General features: G+C 31.6%; 20 protein-coding genes and 1 pseudogene. 4 read left to right on the top strand and 17 right to left on the bottom strand.

What is annotated here, in order from left to right; genetic code table 11:
- Positions 1 to 86: 86 nt before the first annotated feature.
- The 16 genes from hisIE to infA form a co-directional block, all read right to left on the bottom strand.
- Positions 87 to 713 carry a bifunctional phosphoribosyl-AMP cyclohydrolase/phosphoribosyl-ATP diphosphatase HisIE gene (gene hisIE / locus E2O22_RS03030; protein ID WP_133319155.1) on the bottom strand — a complete coding sequence of 209 codons (627 nt, stop codon included), beginning with the start codon at positions 711 to 713 and terminating at the stop codon, positions 87 to 89.
- Between the two features lie 11 nt (positions 714 to 724).
- A complete protein-coding gene (gene hisF, locus E2O22_RS03025; protein ID WP_133319154.1) occupies positions 725 to 1,492 on the bottom strand; it encodes an imidazole glycerol phosphate synthase subunit HisF in 768 nt (255 codons plus the stop codon).
- Positions 1,474 to 2,208, bottom strand: a complete 735-nt coding sequence (locus E2O22_RS03020; RefSeq protein ID WP_133319153.1) for a 1-(5-phosphoribosyl)-5-[(5-phosphoribosylamino)methylideneamino] imidazole-4-carboxamide isomerase — start codon at positions 2,206 to 2,208, stop codon at positions 1,474 to 1,476. Before E2O22_RS03020 ends, hisF begins: the two co-directional genes overlap by 19 nt.
- Positions 2,209 to 2,214: 6 nt before the next feature.
- A complete protein-coding gene (hisH, locus tag E2O22_RS03015) occupies positions 2,215 to 2,796 on the bottom strand; it encodes an imidazole glycerol phosphate synthase subunit HisH (RefSeq protein WP_133319152.1) in 582 nt (193 codons plus the stop codon).
- Positions 2,793 to 3,635: a DNA-methyltransferase gene (locus tag E2O22_RS03010; protein WP_133319151.1), complete on the bottom strand. Its 843-nt coding sequence runs from the start codon at positions 3,633 to 3,635 to the stop codon at positions 2,793 to 2,795. The genes hisH and E2O22_RS03010 overlap by 4 nt, the downstream gene beginning before the upstream one ends.
- Complete coding sequence (locus E2O22_RS03005; protein WP_133319150.1) at positions 3,628 to 4,467, bottom strand: type II restriction endonuclease; 840 nt, start codon at positions 4,465 to 4,467, stop codon at positions 3,628 to 3,630. Before E2O22_RS03005 ends, E2O22_RS03010 begins: the two co-directional genes overlap by 8 nt.
- Positions 4,464 to 5,531 (bottom strand): bifunctional histidinol-phosphatase/imidazoleglycerol-phosphate dehydratase HisB, encoded by a 1,068-nt coding sequence (hisB, locus tag E2O22_RS03000; RefSeq protein ID WP_133319149.1) that lies wholly within the window; start codon positions 5,529 to 5,531, stop codon positions 4,464 to 4,466. The genes E2O22_RS03005 and hisB overlap by 4 nt, the downstream gene beginning before the upstream one ends.
- Positions 5,528 to 6,808: a histidinol dehydrogenase gene (gene hisD, locus E2O22_RS02995; protein WP_133319148.1), complete on the bottom strand. Its 1,281-nt coding sequence runs from the start codon at positions 6,806 to 6,808 to the stop codon at positions 5,528 to 5,530. The genes hisB and hisD overlap by 4 nt, the downstream gene beginning before the upstream one ends.
- 9 nt (positions 6,809 to 6,817) lie before the next feature.
- The gene (gene hisG / locus E2O22_RS02990; protein ID WP_133319147.1) at positions 6,818 to 7,717 is read right to left on the bottom strand and encodes an ATP phosphoribosyltransferase; all 900 of its coding nucleotides are present in this window, start codon (positions 7,715 to 7,717) and stop codon (positions 6,818 to 6,820) included.
- A gap of 117 nt (positions 7,718 to 7,834) precedes the next feature.
- Positions 7,835 to 8,188, bottom strand: coding sequence for a 50S ribosomal protein L17 (gene rplQ, locus E2O22_RS02985; protein WP_012660847.1), 354 nt, complete (start codon positions 8,186 to 8,188; stop codon positions 7,835 to 7,837).
- Positions 8,189 to 8,191: 3 nt separating this feature from the next.
- Entirely contained in the window at positions 8,192 to 9,205 is a 1,014-nt protein-coding gene (locus E2O22_RS02980) for a DNA-directed RNA polymerase subunit alpha (RefSeq protein WP_039627711.1), read from the bottom strand.
- 14 nt (positions 9,206 to 9,219) lie between these two features.
- Positions 9,220 to 9,846, bottom strand: a complete 627-nt coding sequence (gene rpsD, locus E2O22_RS02975; protein ID WP_133319146.1) for a 30S ribosomal protein S4 — start codon at positions 9,844 to 9,846, stop codon at positions 9,220 to 9,222.
- Positions 9,847 to 9,876: 30 nt separating this feature from the next.
- The gene (rpsK, locus tag E2O22_RS02970) at positions 9,877 to 10,269 is read right to left on the bottom strand and encodes a 30S ribosomal protein S11 (RefSeq protein ID WP_133319145.1); all 393 of its coding nucleotides are present in this window, start codon (positions 10,267 to 10,269) and stop codon (positions 9,877 to 9,879) included.
- A 9-nt stretch (positions 10,270 to 10,278) separates the two neighbouring features.
- Entirely contained in the window at positions 10,279 to 10,644 is a 366-nt protein-coding gene (rpsM, locus tag E2O22_RS02965; protein ID WP_012660843.1) for a 30S ribosomal protein S13, read from the bottom strand.
- 3 nt (positions 10,645 to 10,647) lie between these two features.
- Positions 10,648 to 10,761 (bottom strand): 50S ribosomal protein L36, encoded by a 114-nt coding sequence (rpmJ, locus tag E2O22_RS02960; protein ID WP_002781429.1) that lies wholly within the window; start codon positions 10,759 to 10,761, stop codon positions 10,648 to 10,650.
- A gap of 173 nt (positions 10,762 to 10,934) precedes the next feature.
- On the bottom strand, positions 10,935 to 11,153 hold the full coding sequence (infA, locus tag E2O22_RS02955; RefSeq protein WP_012660842.1) for a translation initiation factor IF-1: 219 nt from the start codon (positions 11,151 to 11,153) through the stop codon (positions 10,935 to 10,937).
- Between the two features lie 135 nt (positions 11,154 to 11,288).
- Between infA and E2O22_RS02950 the strand changes: the two genes are divergently transcribed.
- The 4 genes and pseudogenes from E2O22_RS02950 (at position 11,289) to E2O22_RS08205 (ending at position 15,342) form a co-directional block, all read left to right on the top strand.
- Complete coding sequence (locus tag E2O22_RS02950; protein ID WP_133319144.1) at positions 11,289 to 12,578, top strand: MFS transporter; 1,290 nt, start codon at positions 11,289 to 11,291, stop codon at positions 12,576 to 12,578.
- A gap of 54 nt (positions 12,579 to 12,632) precedes the next feature.
- A complete protein-coding gene (locus E2O22_RS02945) occupies positions 12,633 to 13,556 on the top strand; it encodes a cytochrome-c peroxidase (RefSeq protein ID WP_243705637.1) in 924 nt (307 codons plus the stop codon).
- Positions 13,540 to 14,211, top strand: a pseudogene (locus E2O22_RS08210) (DAHL domain-containing protein); the annotation flags it as partial. The gene E2O22_RS02945 and the pseudogene E2O22_RS08210, both read left to right, overlap by 17 nt.
- Positions 14,212 to 14,694: 483 nt before the next feature.
- Entirely contained in the window at positions 14,695 to 15,342 is a 648-nt protein-coding gene (locus tag E2O22_RS08205; RefSeq protein WP_393921357.1) for a methyl-accepting chemotaxis protein, read from the top strand.
- A 16-nt stretch (positions 15,343 to 15,358) separates the two neighbouring features.
- Here E2O22_RS08205 and map read toward each other — a convergent pair whose 3' ends face one another.
- The gene (gene map / locus E2O22_RS02935; RefSeq protein ID WP_133319141.1) at positions 15,359 to 16,114 is read right to left on the bottom strand and encodes a type I methionyl aminopeptidase; all 756 of its coding nucleotides are present in this window, start codon (positions 16,112 to 16,114) and stop codon (positions 15,359 to 15,361) included.
- Positions 16,115 to 16,172 lie beyond the last annotated feature (58 nt).

Below are 16,172 nucleotides of genomic sequence, written 5' to 3'. Positions count from 1 at the left end.
TAATGTGTAAAGTTTTTTTAAAATTACTCGATATAGCTAGTGAATCTTTTCAAAAATATTGCTTAATTAAGCGTGAGAAATCACGCTTAACTTTTATTTCTTTCTTTTAATTTAGCAATCACATCATTTAAACTCAAATCCGCATCAGCTAATAACACTTCTAAATGATAAAGTAAATCAGCAGCTTCATTTATCAACTCATCTTTATCTTTAATAGTAGCAGCCAAAGCGGTTTCAACGCCTTCTTCACCTACTTTTTGTGCTATGCGTTTAGTGCCTTTTGAAAAAAGTTCAGCCGTGTAAGAAGAGCTTGCACAAGTGTTTTTGCGTGAGTTGATAAGTCTTTCAAGACGCGATAAAAATACAAAATCAGCTTTTTTAGAAAGCGTTTCAAAACAAGAAGTATCGCCTGTATGACAAGTAGCGCCTTGAGCTTTTACAAGGATTAAAATACAATCTCTATCACAATCAAGTCCCATATCTATGATATGCAAGAAATTCCCACTTTGCTCACCTTTCATCCACAAACGCTCTTTAGTGCGTGAGTAAAATACAACCTTTTGGTGCTTAAAACTCTCTCTTAGAGCTTGTTCATTCATAAAACCTTGCATTAAAACTTCACAAGAATGATAATCTTGGATTATCACAGGGATAAGGTTATTTACCTTTTGCCAATTTATGCTTTTTATAAATTCTTCTTCATTTATACCCATAGTTTTTCCTTTTAAATACGAATTTGTATACCTTGATCTTTTAAAAATAGTTTTAATTCTTTAATATCTATAAGTTTTTTATGAAACACTGAAGCTGCTAAAGCTCCATCAACACCAAGTTTAAAAGCGTCCAAAAAATGCTCTTTAGTTCCTGCGCCACCGCTTGCCACTAAAGGCACAGGACAAATTTGTCTAACCTTGGTAAGTTGATCGAGATCATATCCCTTTCTCATGCCATCTTGATTCATCATATTTAGCACGATTTCGCCAGCCCCTAGCTCGCATACTTGCTTTACCCACTCTAGTGTTTTTTTACCACTATGATGAGATTTGCTCTCATCTCCAGTATATTTATATACTAAAAGCTCGTTGTTTTCATCTTTAAAAGTATCTATGCCTACGACTACGCATTGCACTCCAAAGCTTTTTGCAAGGCGTGAGATCAAATCAGGATCATTTAAAGCAGGGGAATTAATAGAAATTTTATCAGCACCATTTGCTAAAAGTTCTTTTGCGTCATCTTCGCTTTTTATGCCTCCTGCAACGCAAAATGGTATAGAGATATTTTGTGCTACTTTGCTTACCCAAGCTCTATTGATACGCTCATTCTTGGCTGAAGCTGTAATATCATAAAACACAAGCTCATCAATGCCATTTTGTGAGTAAAATTTAGCAAGTTCTATAACATCTCCCATATCTTCATGATTTTTAAACTGCACCCCTTTAACTACTCTACCATCTTTTACATCTAAACATGCAATTATGCGTTTTGTAAGCATTCTTGAGCCTCCTTTATGCTAAATTCTTTATCAAGCAAGGCTTTGCCTACGATGATACCACTTACTATGCCATTTAGCTTTTTAAAATCTTCTAAGCTCGCCACGCCTCCACTTGCTTGGGTTTGCAAATGTGGGAATTTCTCATGCAAAGCTTTGTATAAAGTGATGTTTGCTCCACTCATCGTGCCATCTTTAGAAATATCTGTGCATAAGATATGTTTTACATCTTTATAAAAATTTAAAAGCCCAAACAAACTCTCATCGCTTGTTTTACTCCATGCATCAACAGCCACAAAAAACTCATCTTTAACGCAAATACTATCAAGTGCTAAGACTATATTTTCTACGCCAAATTCATTTAAAAGCTCTTGTGCAAGGGGCTTATTTTTAACCGCTAAAGAGCCTATAACTACGCGTTTAACACCGCTATCAAACAAAGCTTTAACCTCATCTTTAGTGCGAATTCCTCCACCTACTTGAAGATTTACTCTAATTTTTGAAGCTAGGTTTTCTATGAGTTTTAGTTGTCTTTTACTAGGATCTTTTGCACCACTTAAATCTACCAAATGAAGCCAAACAACACCTTGAGCCTCATACTCTTGAAATTTAGCTAAAGGATCAAAGCTGTATTCTTGCTTTTTAGCATAATCTCCTTTATAAAGCCTTACTACTTTGCCATCTATTAAGTCTAATGCCGGAATGATTTGAGTTTGCATTTTTACCTACATATTTATGAAATTTTTTAATAATACTTCGCCCGCTTCGCCGCTTCTTTCAGGGTGAAACTGCACACCATAAAAATTGTCTTTATTTAAACTTGCACTAAATTTGGTAGAATACTCACACTCTGCGATGGTGTATTCATTTAGCCCCACACAATAACTATGCACAAAATAAAAATAAGCTCCATCTAAATCTTTAAAAAGCTCATGAGAGCTAAAGACTTGATTCCACCCCATATGCGGGAAAGTAAAATTTGCTTTTTCTTGGAATTTTTGTGTTTCAAAAGGCATAATACCAAGTGTTTTTTGGTGTAATTCTTCTGAAAATTTACCCAAAATTTGCATACCAAGACAAATGCCTAAAAGTGGTTTTGTGGTAGTTTGGATAAAATTTTCTAAATTAAGTGCTTGTAGATTAGCCATTGCTTTAGCTGCTGTGCCAACCCCAGGAAGTAAAAGCTTATCTGCTTGTGAGAGTTCTTTTAAATCATGCGTGATAATACTTTTTTGTCCTAAACGCTCGAGTGCAAAAGCAAGTGAAGCTAAATTCGCACAACCTGTATCTATAATAGCTAGTTTCATATCATTCTCTCTTGAAATAAATTTGCTTTTGTTAAAACTTTCAAATCGTTAATCTTGTTTTTAATCATTTGAAAATTTTTCTCTAACTCTATTTTACGATTTACAGAAATTTTAATAAATTCATCTTCTTTTTCAAAACCTATAAATTTTCTATTTAATAAATTAGCTGCAATCCCTGTAGTCGAACTTCCACTAAATGGATCGCAAATTAACGAATTCTCATTACTTGCCATTAAAATTAATCTAACAAGTAAGGATAGTGGCTTTTGGGTGGGATGTTTGCCATTATTTTTTTCCCACGGAGCTATAGCACTAAATTGCCACACATCTCGCATTTGCTTATTATCATTTAATTTTTTCATCAACTCATAATTAAATATATGTTTATGTTTAAGACTTTTTCTAGCCCATATAATCTGTTCTGTAGAATGAGTTAAATATCTACAAGAAAAATTAGGCGGTGGATTAGTTTTTTGCCAAGTAATAATATTTAAAATTTTAAAATCAAGTTTTTGTAAAATTCTGCCAAGAGAGAAAATATTATGATAAGTTCCGCTTATTAAAATACTTCCAGTATCTTTAAGTGCTATTTTTGCATTTGAAAGCCATTTTAAGTTAAACTCATCTATTTTTTCAATATCATCACCTTTATCCCATTGCCCCTTATTTACACTTACTATTTTACCACTTTGGATACTCAAACCATCATTAGATAAAAAATAAGGGGGATCTGCAAAAATTAGATCAATTTGATTTTCAAATTGAGGTAATAATTTATTACAATCATCTTGATAAAGCTGAAAGAGTTTATCTTTGCTTGTAAAAATAGACTTAGACATTTTTTACCTTTAAGATAAAATCATTAATATTAGAAAGATTATAAATTTCTACTTTTTTATAAGCTTCTTCAAGTTTATTTTTAGCTTTTAACCAACCTTGACCATCTGTTATCCATATAAATTCATATTGAGAAAACTGATCAAATTTAAGAGCTAGTTCTTGATAAGCTCTAGCAACTTCATTTAATTTGCTTCCCGCACCTGCATAAAAATTACATTCTATAAAATAAGTTTTTTTAGAAGCAAAAATTGCAAAATCAAATTTTTTTATATCTTCACCAAAAACTTTATGAAGTTCGGGAAATTTTTTAATATTTACCTGCTCTTCAAATTTTAAACAATGTGGAGTAAAAATTTCTTTTAATTGCATTTCCATTATTTTACCACTGCGATTTTTTCTCGCATTAGTATCAAGCCCCACTTCTATTCCGAATACATAATCATTTAAATTTTTAATCTCATGAGTAGAAAAAATTTCTAACAAGCCTGTTTCGCAAATAAAATTATAAACACTATCTGAATTTTTAAAATACCCTTCCAAAGATACAAAATTTGAAAATTGATTTATAACAATGTCCTTTTTATCTTTATCTCTAACCGCAATTAATACATTTAAAACATTAAAAGCTTTTGGATATTCTTCAAAAAGTTCTTCTATAGATTGCCTTAATTCATTTTCGCTTTTTCCTAGTAGAAAATTTAAATGATTAAGATAGATGCTAATTTTATTTTTATTTCTTAAGCATTTTTCCCAATCTACATAAAAATCTAAATGTCTATTTGTGGCTTGCAAACTATTTATAAATTTTTCAAAACTAAGTTCATTTTTCATATCACTCCTTTAGAGCTTGCTAGGTTTTCATTTTCTATTTTTATAGCCATTTTTAAAGCTCTCGCAAAGGCTTTAAAAAGTCCTTCGGCTTTGTGATGATCGTTTTTGCCTTTAACTTTTAAATGCAAACTCGCACCCATAGCATAGCTTAGTGAGTAGAAAAAATGCTCTATCATTTCTGTGCTTAATTCTCCAAGCTTTTCTTTTTTAAATTTAGCCTTATAAACTAAATGCGGTCTATTACAAAAGTCAATCGCGCAACTTGCCAAGCACTCATCCATAGGTAAAACAAAGCCATATCTTGCAATACCTATTTTTTGATCTAGTGCATTTTTAATAGCCTCGCCCAAAGCAAGTGCGACATCTTCTACGCTATGATGTTCATCAACTTCTAAATCTCCTTTGCATTTTATCTCTAAAGATATATTTGCATGCGTAGCAATTTGCTCTAACATATGATCAAAAAATGCGATATTTGTTTTTATATTAGCTTTTGCTTTTTCATTAAAAGCCATTTTAACTTGAATTTGGGTTTCTTTGGTATTACGCTCTATACAGGCACTGCGGTAATTTTGCAAAATAAAATCAGCGATTTGCTCCCAATTAAAGTCGTTTTTGTCATATTTTAAACCTTGAATTCCAAGATTTTGCGCCAAAAGCATATCGCTGTCTCTATCGCCTATAACAAAACTTTTGGTTTTATCATAAAGTTTATTTTTGATATAGTTTTCAAGCATGGCAGTTTTTGGCTTCCTGCAGGCGCAATTTTCATGCTCAAAATGCGGACATATAAAAATATCTTCAAATTCTATGCCACAACTTTGAAAAACACTTAGCATTTTTTCATGAGCCTTGTCAAAATTTTCCCTAGGAAAAGAATTTGTGCCTAGACCATCTTGATTACTTACCATAACAAATTTAAAACCAAAATTTTTTAACTTTAAAAGCGCATTGATAGCACCTTTTTCAAACTCAAGTTTTTCTAAAGAATCGATTTGAAAATCATCTTTTGGCTCATCAATGAGTGTACCATCTCTATCGATAAATAAAATTTTTGCACTCATTTTAGACTTTCTAATCTTAAACTCACGGCATTTTTATGCCCATCAAGCCCTTCAGCTGCTGCTAAAATTTCCACCACAGGACCAAGCTTTTTAAAGCCTTCTTTGCTAAGTTCTTGTACAGTCATTCTTTTCATAAAATCAGCAAGCCCTAGTGAAGAATAAGACTTGGTAAAACCATAAGTTGGCAATACATGATTTGTCCCACTTGCATAATCTCCCATAGATTCTGGAGAATACTCACCTAAAAATATTGAACCTGCATGCATAATATCATCAAGTAAGCTAGATGGATTTTGTGTATGAATGATCAAATGCTCGGGTGCATAGTCATTTGAAATACTTATGGCATGTTTTATATCTTTTGCAAGAATGATTTTAGAGTGTGCTAAAGATTTTGAAGCAATCTCTTTACGCGAGAGTTTTTCAAGCTGTAAAGCAACTTCACTATCTACTTCTTTGGCTAATTTTTCACTTGTGCAAACTAAAATTGCTTGAGAATCTGCTCCATGTTCAGCTTGCGAGAGTAAATCTGAAGCTATAAATTTAGCATTAGCAAACTCATCTGCTAAAACTAACACTTCAGAAGGCCCTGCTTGCATATCAATAGCTACTCCATGATTATTAACTTGCTTTTTGGCTTCAGTTACAAAGGCATTTCCTGGACCAAAAATTTTATCTACTTTTTGCACACTTTGCGTTCCATAAGCAAGCGCTGCTATAGCTCCTGCTCCACCTATTTGATACACTGCATCAACTTCACAAAGTTTTGCCACAAAAGCAATGGCAGGATGTAATGGCGCTGGGGAAGCTAAGGCTATGAATTTACATTTTGCAATTTTAGCAGGGATAGCTAGCATAAGTGCGGTTGAAAAAAGTGGCGCTAAACCTCCTGGTATATAAAGCCCTACTTTTTCAATGGCTCTTGTTAGCACCTTGCAAGTTACCCCTTCAAAGGTTTGAACCTCTATGGTTTGACTTTCTTGAGCTTTGTGGAATTTATAGATATTTTCATAAGCTATTTTGATAGCTTGTTTTAACTCATCATCAATTTGCTCTGCTAAATTACTAAGCTCTTCATCGCTTAGTTTGATGGAATTTAACTCTACTTTATCAAATTTTACAGCCATTTGCTTTAAAGCTTCATCGCCATTTGTTTTAACATCTTCAATGATTTGTTCTACTATGGTTTTAACCTGTGCATTAGCACTCATAGCAGGACGCTTGAGTGCTAATTCTTGTTCGTTTTGGTTTAGTTTTTCAAAATCAAGTATTTGCATTTTTATCCTTTAAGAGAGCATTTTTTCAATAGGTAAAACTAAAATCGCACTTGCGCCTTCTTTTTTTAAAGCTTCCATAGTTTCCCAAAATAAATTTTCTTGACTTACCATATGTAGTGCCACTCTAGCTTTATCATTTTCTAAAGGTAAAATCGTAGGTTTTTCAACACCTGGTAACAAGGCTGTGATTTTTTCTAGCTTTTCAATAGGAGCATGCAACATGATGTATTTTGACTCTCTTGCTTGCATAACTCCATGAATTCTAATGAGTAATTTATCGATTAATTCTTGTTTGTGTGAAGCTAAACTTTCTTTTCTTTGGATAATGCAAGCTTTTGACTTATAAATCACCATAACTTCTTTAAGTCCGTTTGCTTTTAAAGTAGCTCCACTTGAAACTAAATCACAAATTCCATCAGCTAAATTTGCACTTGGTGCTACTTCAACTGAGCCTGTTAGCATACAAGTTTTATAAGGGATGTTATTTTCTTCCATAAAACGCTTTAAAAGCTGTGGATAAGAAGTTGCTATGCGTAAATTTTTAAAACTTTCTATACCTTTATACTCACTATTTTCTGGTAATGCTAAAGACAAGCGACACCCACCAAAATCAAGCTTTTTAAGCATTATAAAATCTGCATTTTCGTTTTTTGATTTTCTTTCTAACTCATTTTCTTCTAAAACATTTTCCCCAACTATGCCAAGATCTACTACTCCATCAAAAATTAACCCTGGTATATCATCATCTCTTACTCTAAGTAAATCAATAGGTAAATTTGTAGAAAAAGCAATTAAACTTTGATCATGTATGCGAAGTTTTACGCCTATGGACTCAAGCAAGGCAATAGAATCTTTACTCAAACGACCTGATTTTTGTATAGCTATGCGTAATCTTGAATTTTCTTGCATTTTTTTCCTTTTTTGTAGTTAAAAAGATTAATAGTAGCAAAAAATGGATAAAAATACAAAAAATAGTAAGTAAATAAATAAAAATAAGAAGTTTTTAGCCTTTAAAAAGGCTAAAAATTAAGCTACGAATTCGATGAAAGCCATTTCTGCAGCATCGCCACGGCGGATTCTTGTTTTGATAATTCTTGTATAACCACCATTTCTATCTGCGAATTTAGGTGCAATTTCTGTTACAAGTTTATTTGTGGCTTCTTTATCTTGTAAGCTAGCAAAAACTGCTCTGTGAGCATTGAAATCACCTTTTCTTGCACGAGTGATCAATCTTTCAACATAACCTCTTAATTCTTTTGCTTTAGGTAATGTTGTTTCTATTTTACCTGCTTTAATAATAGCAATGGTAAGGTTTTTTAATAAGGCTGCACGATGAGTAGAAGTGCGACCTAACTTTCTATATCCATGTCTATGTCTCATTGATTATCCTTCATTTTGTGCTTTTAATTCTGTAATTTTTTTCTTTAGCGTTTCTTTTGCACTATCACTGAGTTTTGAATTTCCTATAGGGAAACCTATAGATTCCATTACACTTTTAATCTCATCTAAAGATTTTTTACCAAGATTTTTTAAATCTGCAAGTTCGCTAACACTCATTAAGGCAAGTTCACCAATATAAACTACATTTGCTTTTTCTAAACAGTTAAAACTTCTTGCACTTAAATTTAACTCAGTTATATTTTGAAGTAATTTTACATGTTCTACTTCATTATTTGGTGTTTGACTTCTTACAACGCTTTGTGCATTAGTGATTTTATCAAACACTGATAATTGTTTATACATTGCTTCTAAAGCATTTTTAAAAGCGTCACTTGGTGAAATTTGACCATCAGTTGTGATTGTAAAAACAACTTTTTCATAATCTGGATTATCTTCAAAAAGCACTTTTTCTATATCATAAACCGCATGTTTTACCGGAGTAAAGAACGCATCAAGTGCTATAAATTCAGGATCTAAGAAATTTTGAATTTCTTCAGAAGGCACATAACCTATACCTTTTTCAATGATTAAAGTAAATTCTAAATCTGCATCTTCATTAATCGTTGCAAGATAGCTATCTGCATTCACAACTTCAACAACTTCATTGTCTAAGTCTTTTCCGCAAATTTCTTTTGGTCCTTTAAAACTAAAAGTTACGATTTCTTTTTCAGAATCTGTTTTTAGTTTAAATCTTAATTTTTTTAGATTGATAATAAACAATGCTACATCTTCAAGCATACCACGCATACTATCAAATTCATGTGCTACGCCTTTGATTTTAACTCCTGTTGGGGCAAAACCTACTGTGCTTGAATAAAGCAAACGACGCAAAGGATGCGCCAAAGTAATAGCATAACCAATTTCAAAAGGCCATGCACTTACTTTTGCTACTGTATCACTGATATTTTCAATACTAAACTCTGTTGGTGTATAAGCAGAAGTTGTAATATGTCTCATATCAAAAACCTTTATTATTTAGAGTACAACTCAACGATATATCTTTCCTCAACTGGAATGATAACTTCTTCTCTTTCAGGTTTTCTTGTAAAAATTCCAAATCTTTTCTCTTTTTCTACATCAACCCAAGCAACTATACCAGTTTGAGCAGTAAGTTCGATCGCTCTTGAAATTTGAGGATTGTTTTTGCTTTTTTCAATCACTTCAACTTTTTGACCTGCCTCTACTCTATAACTAGGAATATCTACTCTTTTACCATTTACTAAAATGTGTCCATGAGTTACAAGTTGTCTAGCAAAACGGCGTGTTGTAGCAAAACCCATTCTATAAACAACATTATCAAGTCTTTGTTCTAAAAGCTGGATTAAAAGCGCACCGGTATTGCCATCTTTTCTAGCAGCTTCACTAAATAATCTTCTAAATTGTTTTTCACTAACACCATACATAAATTTAGCTTTTTGTTTTTCTCTTAATTGAAGTCCATATTCACTAATTTTAGCTTTTCTTTGTCCATGCTGACCTGGTGCGTAAGGGCGTTTATCTAAAGCACTTTTACCTGCTAATCTTCTTTCGCCTTTCATTGCCAAGCTTACGCCAAGTCGTCTTTCTAATTTTTCTACTGGTCCTCTATATCTTGCCATTATAATTCTCCTAAATCTTATATCTTATTCTTAGACACGACGACGTTTTGGTGGTCTACAACCATTATGAGCTAATGGGGTAATATCTTTTAAGAAAGTTACTTTGATACCTTCCATAGCACCTACACTTTTAACTGCTGTTTCACGACCACTTCCTGGCCCTTGTACTTTAATGCCTACTTCTTTAATACCATGTTCTTTTGCTTTATTTAAAGCATCTTCTACTGCTTGTTGTGCCGCATAAGGAGTTGATTTTTTAGAACCTTTAAATCCTAAACCACCTGCACTACTCCATGCAATAGCATTTCCCATTTCATCAGTTACAGTAACCATAGTATTATTAAATGTTGCACTGATATAAACTATACCTTTAGCTATATTTTTTTTAACTATTTTTTTCTTAACAACTTTTCTTTTTGCCATTTTCTATCCTTATGATTTTGCACCAACGGTTTTTCTCTTACCTTTTCTAGTTCTGGCATTTGTTTTTGTTTTTTGACCACGAACCGGTAAGCCTTTTCTATGTCTTAAGCCTCTAAAGCTTCCTAGATCCATTAATGCTTTGATATCCATAGCAACTTGTTTTCTAAGATCACCCTCAACCATATAGTTTTCTTGAATTTCTTTACGGATAGCCGCTGCTTCGTCCTCACTTAACTCATGAACTCTTTTATCATAAGAAATTCCGGTTTTATCTAAGATTTTTCTTGAAGTATGCAAACCTATACCATAAATATAAGTCAAACCATATTCAATTCTTTTTTTCTTTGGTAAATCTACACCTGCAATACGAGCCATAAATTATCCTTGTCTTTGTTTGTGTTTTGGATTTTCGCAAATAATGCGAACTACGCCTTTACGACGAACTACTTTGCATTTGTCACACATCTTTTTAACAGATGGTCTAACTTTCATGCTTTACTCCTGTTATTGTAAATTCCACTTTTTTACAACTGCACCAGGTTTTTAGAGCAACCAACTATTTTCAAAATAAGTGGTGATTTTGAAAATACTTCTTCATACAGTTTTATTGCAATTTCTGCAAAAGTGCTAATTATACTTTACTTTTGCTTTTAAACAACTTAGACTTATTTGTATCTAAATGTAATACGACCCTTATCAAGACTATAAGGCGTTAGCTCTACTTTAACTCTATCGCCAGGCATAATTCTAATATAATGCATACGCATTTTACCTGCAATATGACAAAGTATCACATGTTTATTATCTAATTCAACTTTAAAAGTCGCATTAGGTAAAGCTTCGATTACATTACCATCAATTTCGATAATATCATCTTTTGCCAATATTTCTCTCCTTTCTATAAAATACAAAGCTATTATTTTATCACAATTTTTCTTTTTAAATTTTTAATATTTTTTTACAAACTATAATATTTTTACTATAATTACAAAATTACTACAAAAAGAAAGTATTTATAGATGTCAAAAACTTTAAAAAGAGGTGATTTTAAAACTCTTTCCTTATCTTCTTTGGGTGGAGCTTTAGAATTTTATGATTTTGTTATTTTTGTATTTTTTGCTAATTATATTTCAAGAAATTTTTTTCCTAGTGATTTAAGTGATTTTTGGAAACTTTTAAACACTTATGGGGCTTTCGCGGCAGGATATTTAGCTAGACCAATCGGTGGTATAATTATGGCACATTTTGGAGATAAAATGGGTCGCAAAAAGATGTTTATGCTTAGTATATTACTCATGGTGCTTCCAACTTTCTCTCTAGCTTTTATACCTACTTTTGAAACTATAGGATATTTTGCTCCTATTTTTTTACTACTTGTTAGAATAGCTCAAGGTATAGCTATAGGCGGAGAACTCCCTGGTGCTTGGGTATTTGTAAAAGAACATGCACCCGATGGAAGAGATAGTTTTTATATTAGCGCTATTAATGCTTCTATGGCTTTTGGAATTCTTTTAGGTTGTATTGTTGCCTTAGCGATTAATCATTACTTTGATCAAGAAGCAATTTATGAATATGCTTGGCGTATTCCATTTGCTATAGGTGGATTTTTTGGTATCATTTCTATATATCTTAGAAAATTTTTAGAAGAAACACCTGTTTTTCAAAAAATGCGACAAGAAAATGATTTAGAAAAATTTCCTTTAAAAACACTTTTTAAAGAAAAAAATATTTATTTAGACATCATTGCTTCTATGCTTTTAACTTGGATGCTCACAGCTTGCGTGATAATACTTATTTTACTTATGCCTAATTTTATATCAGAAGTTTTGATTCTTGATAAAACAGATGCGATTTTAATCCAAATGTTTGCAATAGTAATTTTATCTTGTGGAACTTTACTTGCTGGAATTTGGGTTGATAAATTTGGTTTTTTAGCTACCGCTTTAATTTTTACCATAGGATTTAGTTTATCGTGCTTTTTTTATTTTTATTTTTTCTATGCTCAAATTTTGCATTTGAGTATATATTTTTATTTTATAGCGTGTTTTTTTGGTGGTATTAATGCTTTAGCACCTATTTTAATGTGTAAAATTTTTAAGCCAAGTATTCGTTTTAGTGGAATTTCTTTTTCTTATAATATAGCTTATGCAATAGCGGGTGGTTTCACTCCTCAACTTGTATTTGCATTACATTCTTTGGCTATAAAACCTGAAAATCCTTTCGTGTATGGAATTTTTATTTATATTTTGTTTTTATCCCTGATAACACTGATAACTACCATATTTACTTATAAGAGGTTAAGATTTTAATGTTATAATTAAAAAAAATTATTAATTAAAAATTTATAAAATTAAAGGAAAATGATTATGAAAATTTTTATTGTTTTAATACTTTCTTTGTTGCCACTTTTAGCATTTGAAATGATTACACCTATACCAGAAAGCATTCCTTATAATAAAGAAAAAGCTATTTTAGGAAAAAAACTCTATATGGATACAAGTTTATCAAAAGATAAAAAAGTATCTTGCAATAGTTGTCATGATATTGCAAATTTTGGAGTAGATAATAAAACTTTTTCAACAGGTATTAATGGCATAATAGATGAGCCATTCCATACTCCTACAAATTTTAATGCCGTTTTTAGCCTAGCACAATTTTGGAGAGGCAATGCAAAAGATTTACAAGAACAAGCCAAACATCCTTTGTTAAACCCTAAAGAAATGGGGTTAAAAGATGCAGATGAAGTGGTGCAAATAGTAAAAACTAACGCAATTTATGAAAAAGAATTTAAAAGACTTTACGGAGAAGTTACCTTTGATAATATAGCAGATGCTTTAGCTGAATTTCAAAAAACCTTACTTACGCCAAATTCCCCATTTGACCGCTACTTAAAGGGAGATAAAAACGCTATAAGCGAACAAGCAAAAAGAGGCTATAATGCCTTTTTATCAAATGGTTGTATAGCATGCCATCAAGGACAAAATATAGGTGGAAATATGTATCAAAAAATGGGAGTATTTGTTCCTTATGATAATGGAACAAATTGGAAAGGACGCTATGAGATCACTCAAGATCCTCACGATCAATTTGTAGTAAAAGTGCCAAGTCTTAGAAACATAGCCAAAACTGCTCCTTATTTTCATGATGGTTCTATGCCAACACTTGATGCTTGCGTACAATTTATGGCGTATTATCAGCTTGGTAAATTTTTAGAGCAAGATGTAGTTGATGATATAGTTGCATTTTTAAATTCTTTAACAGGAGAATACCATGATCCACTCAAATAAAAAAACTTTCTCTTTTTTAAAACAATTCATCACTTTATCCATAGTGGTTTTGGTATTGCTTTTAACTTTGACTTTATTTATTTTTAATACTTACAATACCACCAAAAGAAATTCACTTATTATGGATTCTTTTCAAAAATTAGAAATTCTAGATACTAAAATAGATGAAATTTTTAAAAATAAACTAAATCTACAAAACTATGACATTAGCGTCAAACTAGTAAGAGATTTTGAAAATACTTTAGCTATTTTAAAAGCCAATGAAATAGATACTAAAAAGCTAGAAGCAATTTTTCAGAAAAAAAATACACAACTACAACATTTTAAATCAGCCAATTCTATTGCTATAAATTCAAAGCTTTATCTTTATGAAATTCAACAAGAAATCATCAAACAAACAAATCAATTAGCACTCACTACTCAAGAGGCTAAACAAATAGAATATATAGGAAATATTTTAAGCATTATAGGAACTATGGATATATTAGAACCTTTAGCACAAAATAGATTACAAAATCTTGTCACAAATTTAAACGCAAAAGATTCTCAATTACCACAAGAGTTATTTGAGCTTTTTAATACACATTGTAAGATGATATTAAGTCAAATTAAAATATTAAAAGATAATTCTCAAAGTTTTCTTGATCAAGAACTGCAAAAACAAATTTTAGCACACCAAAATTTAATTGCTAAAAATATCAATCTACAAAATAAATATAATCTTTATACAGCTATAGGAATTTTCCTATTTACCTTAGTTGTATTGATTTTTTTCATACTTTTAACATTAAAAAAAGTAATCATACCTATATCTTTACTTGAAAAACTAAGTGCAAATCTAGCAGGAGAACATGCGAATTTAAGTGCAAGATTAGACATTGATAAAAAAAGCGAATTAGCTACAAGTGCTCGCTATATTAATTCTTTCATACAGATAGTGCAAAATTCAGTTTTAGAAGCCATACAAACTGCAAATTCAAGTCACAAAAGCTCACAAAAACTTTCCCAAAATGCTGAAATTTTACAGCAAAGTTCACTTTTACAACATGAGCAAATTTCTAATGTCCATGAAATAAGTTCTGTTTTAGAAAGTCATATAGACTTAACTCAAAATCTAGCTAAAAATACTATAAAAGATATGCATGATATGCAAGAAGTTATGGGAGAAGTTGAAAAAACGCTTAAAGAGCTAGTAGAGCTTATATTACTAAGTGGAGAAAAAGAACAAAGTGTTTTAAGTGCTATGGATATACTGGTACAAAGTGCTGATAGTATTGTAGAAGTTACAGCAGCCATTAAAGATATAGCCGATCAAACTAACTTGCTAGCTTTAAATGCAGCTATTGAAGCAGCTCGCGCAGGAGAACATGGTAGAGGCTTTGCTGTTGTTGCTGATGAAGTTAGAAACTTAGCTGATAAAACTACAAAATCTTTAGTCGCTATAGAAACTACTGTAAGAACTATAGTACAACAAATTAATGACAACAAAAGCTTGATGGATGGAATTCATCAATCCATGAGTGATACTTCTAACAAAGCTAATATCTTACAAGGTGAAGTCGGTGCTTCTATAGAAAAATTAAAAACAAGTATCCATTCTACTAAAATTATGGAAGAAAAAAGCGATGAGTCAAAAGCTAAAATGAATGAGTTAGAACAAAATGTAGAAAAAGTGACTGAACTTGCAAATTGTGTTAAAAACTATTCACTCGAGCTAACACAAATTTCACAAGATGTTTTAGAAAATGCCTCTAAACTTTCAGAAAAACTAAAAACATTTGAGTAAGAAAGTTTAAACTTTCTTACTTAGATAAAATATCTGCTTTGCCATTTATAATTGCAACACAATGCTCATAATGAGCAGCATTTAATCCATCTTTGCTTCCTGCTTCCCAATTACCTTTTAAATGTACCGGTGTGCCATCTTTTTGACATACCATAGGCTCTATGCAAAATACCATGCCATTTTTGATTTTAGGTCCACTTTTTGCACTAGCACCCGGTTCTAAATAATTTGGAATTTCAGGCTCACCGTGTGGCTTTTTACCTATACCATGACCACAATAACCTTTCAAAGGTACAAATCCTCTTTTAGTGATAAACTCGCCAAGCTCATATGAAAGCTCTTTAAAACGCATACCTTCTTTGATAATATCTATAGCATAATACAAAGCATCTTTAGCACAAGCAATCAAAGCCTCATCAGTAGCTGAAATTTGACCTATAGGTATAGTCCTTGCTGCATCTCCATAATATCCATCTATACAAGTACCCACATCAAGCCCTAAAATATCGCCTTCTTTTAAAATACGCTCATCCCCTACACCATGAATGCAAGCTTGATTAAGCGAGATACAAATACTGCCTGGAAAACCATATAAGCCTTTAAAAGATGGTTTTGCACCATGATCAAGTATAAATTCTTCTGCTTTAATGTCAATTTCTTTTAAACTCATACCCGGAACTATAATGCCCTCTAGATAGTCAAGCGTTCTAGCTACAAGTTCATTTGCCTTGCGTAGTTTTTCTATTTCTGCTGGTTTTTTGATTTCTATCATTTATATTTTCCTTAAAATTTTTAAAAATTTAGCATTTATGCGCTTTTAAAAGCTTTAA

Source organism: Campylobacter lari (assembly GCF_004357905.1).
Lineage (GTDB): Bacteria > Campylobacterota > Campylobacteria > Campylobacterales > Campylobacteraceae > Campylobacter_D > Campylobacter_D lari_D.
This window is presented reverse-complemented; position numbering and strand designations above follow the sequence as displayed.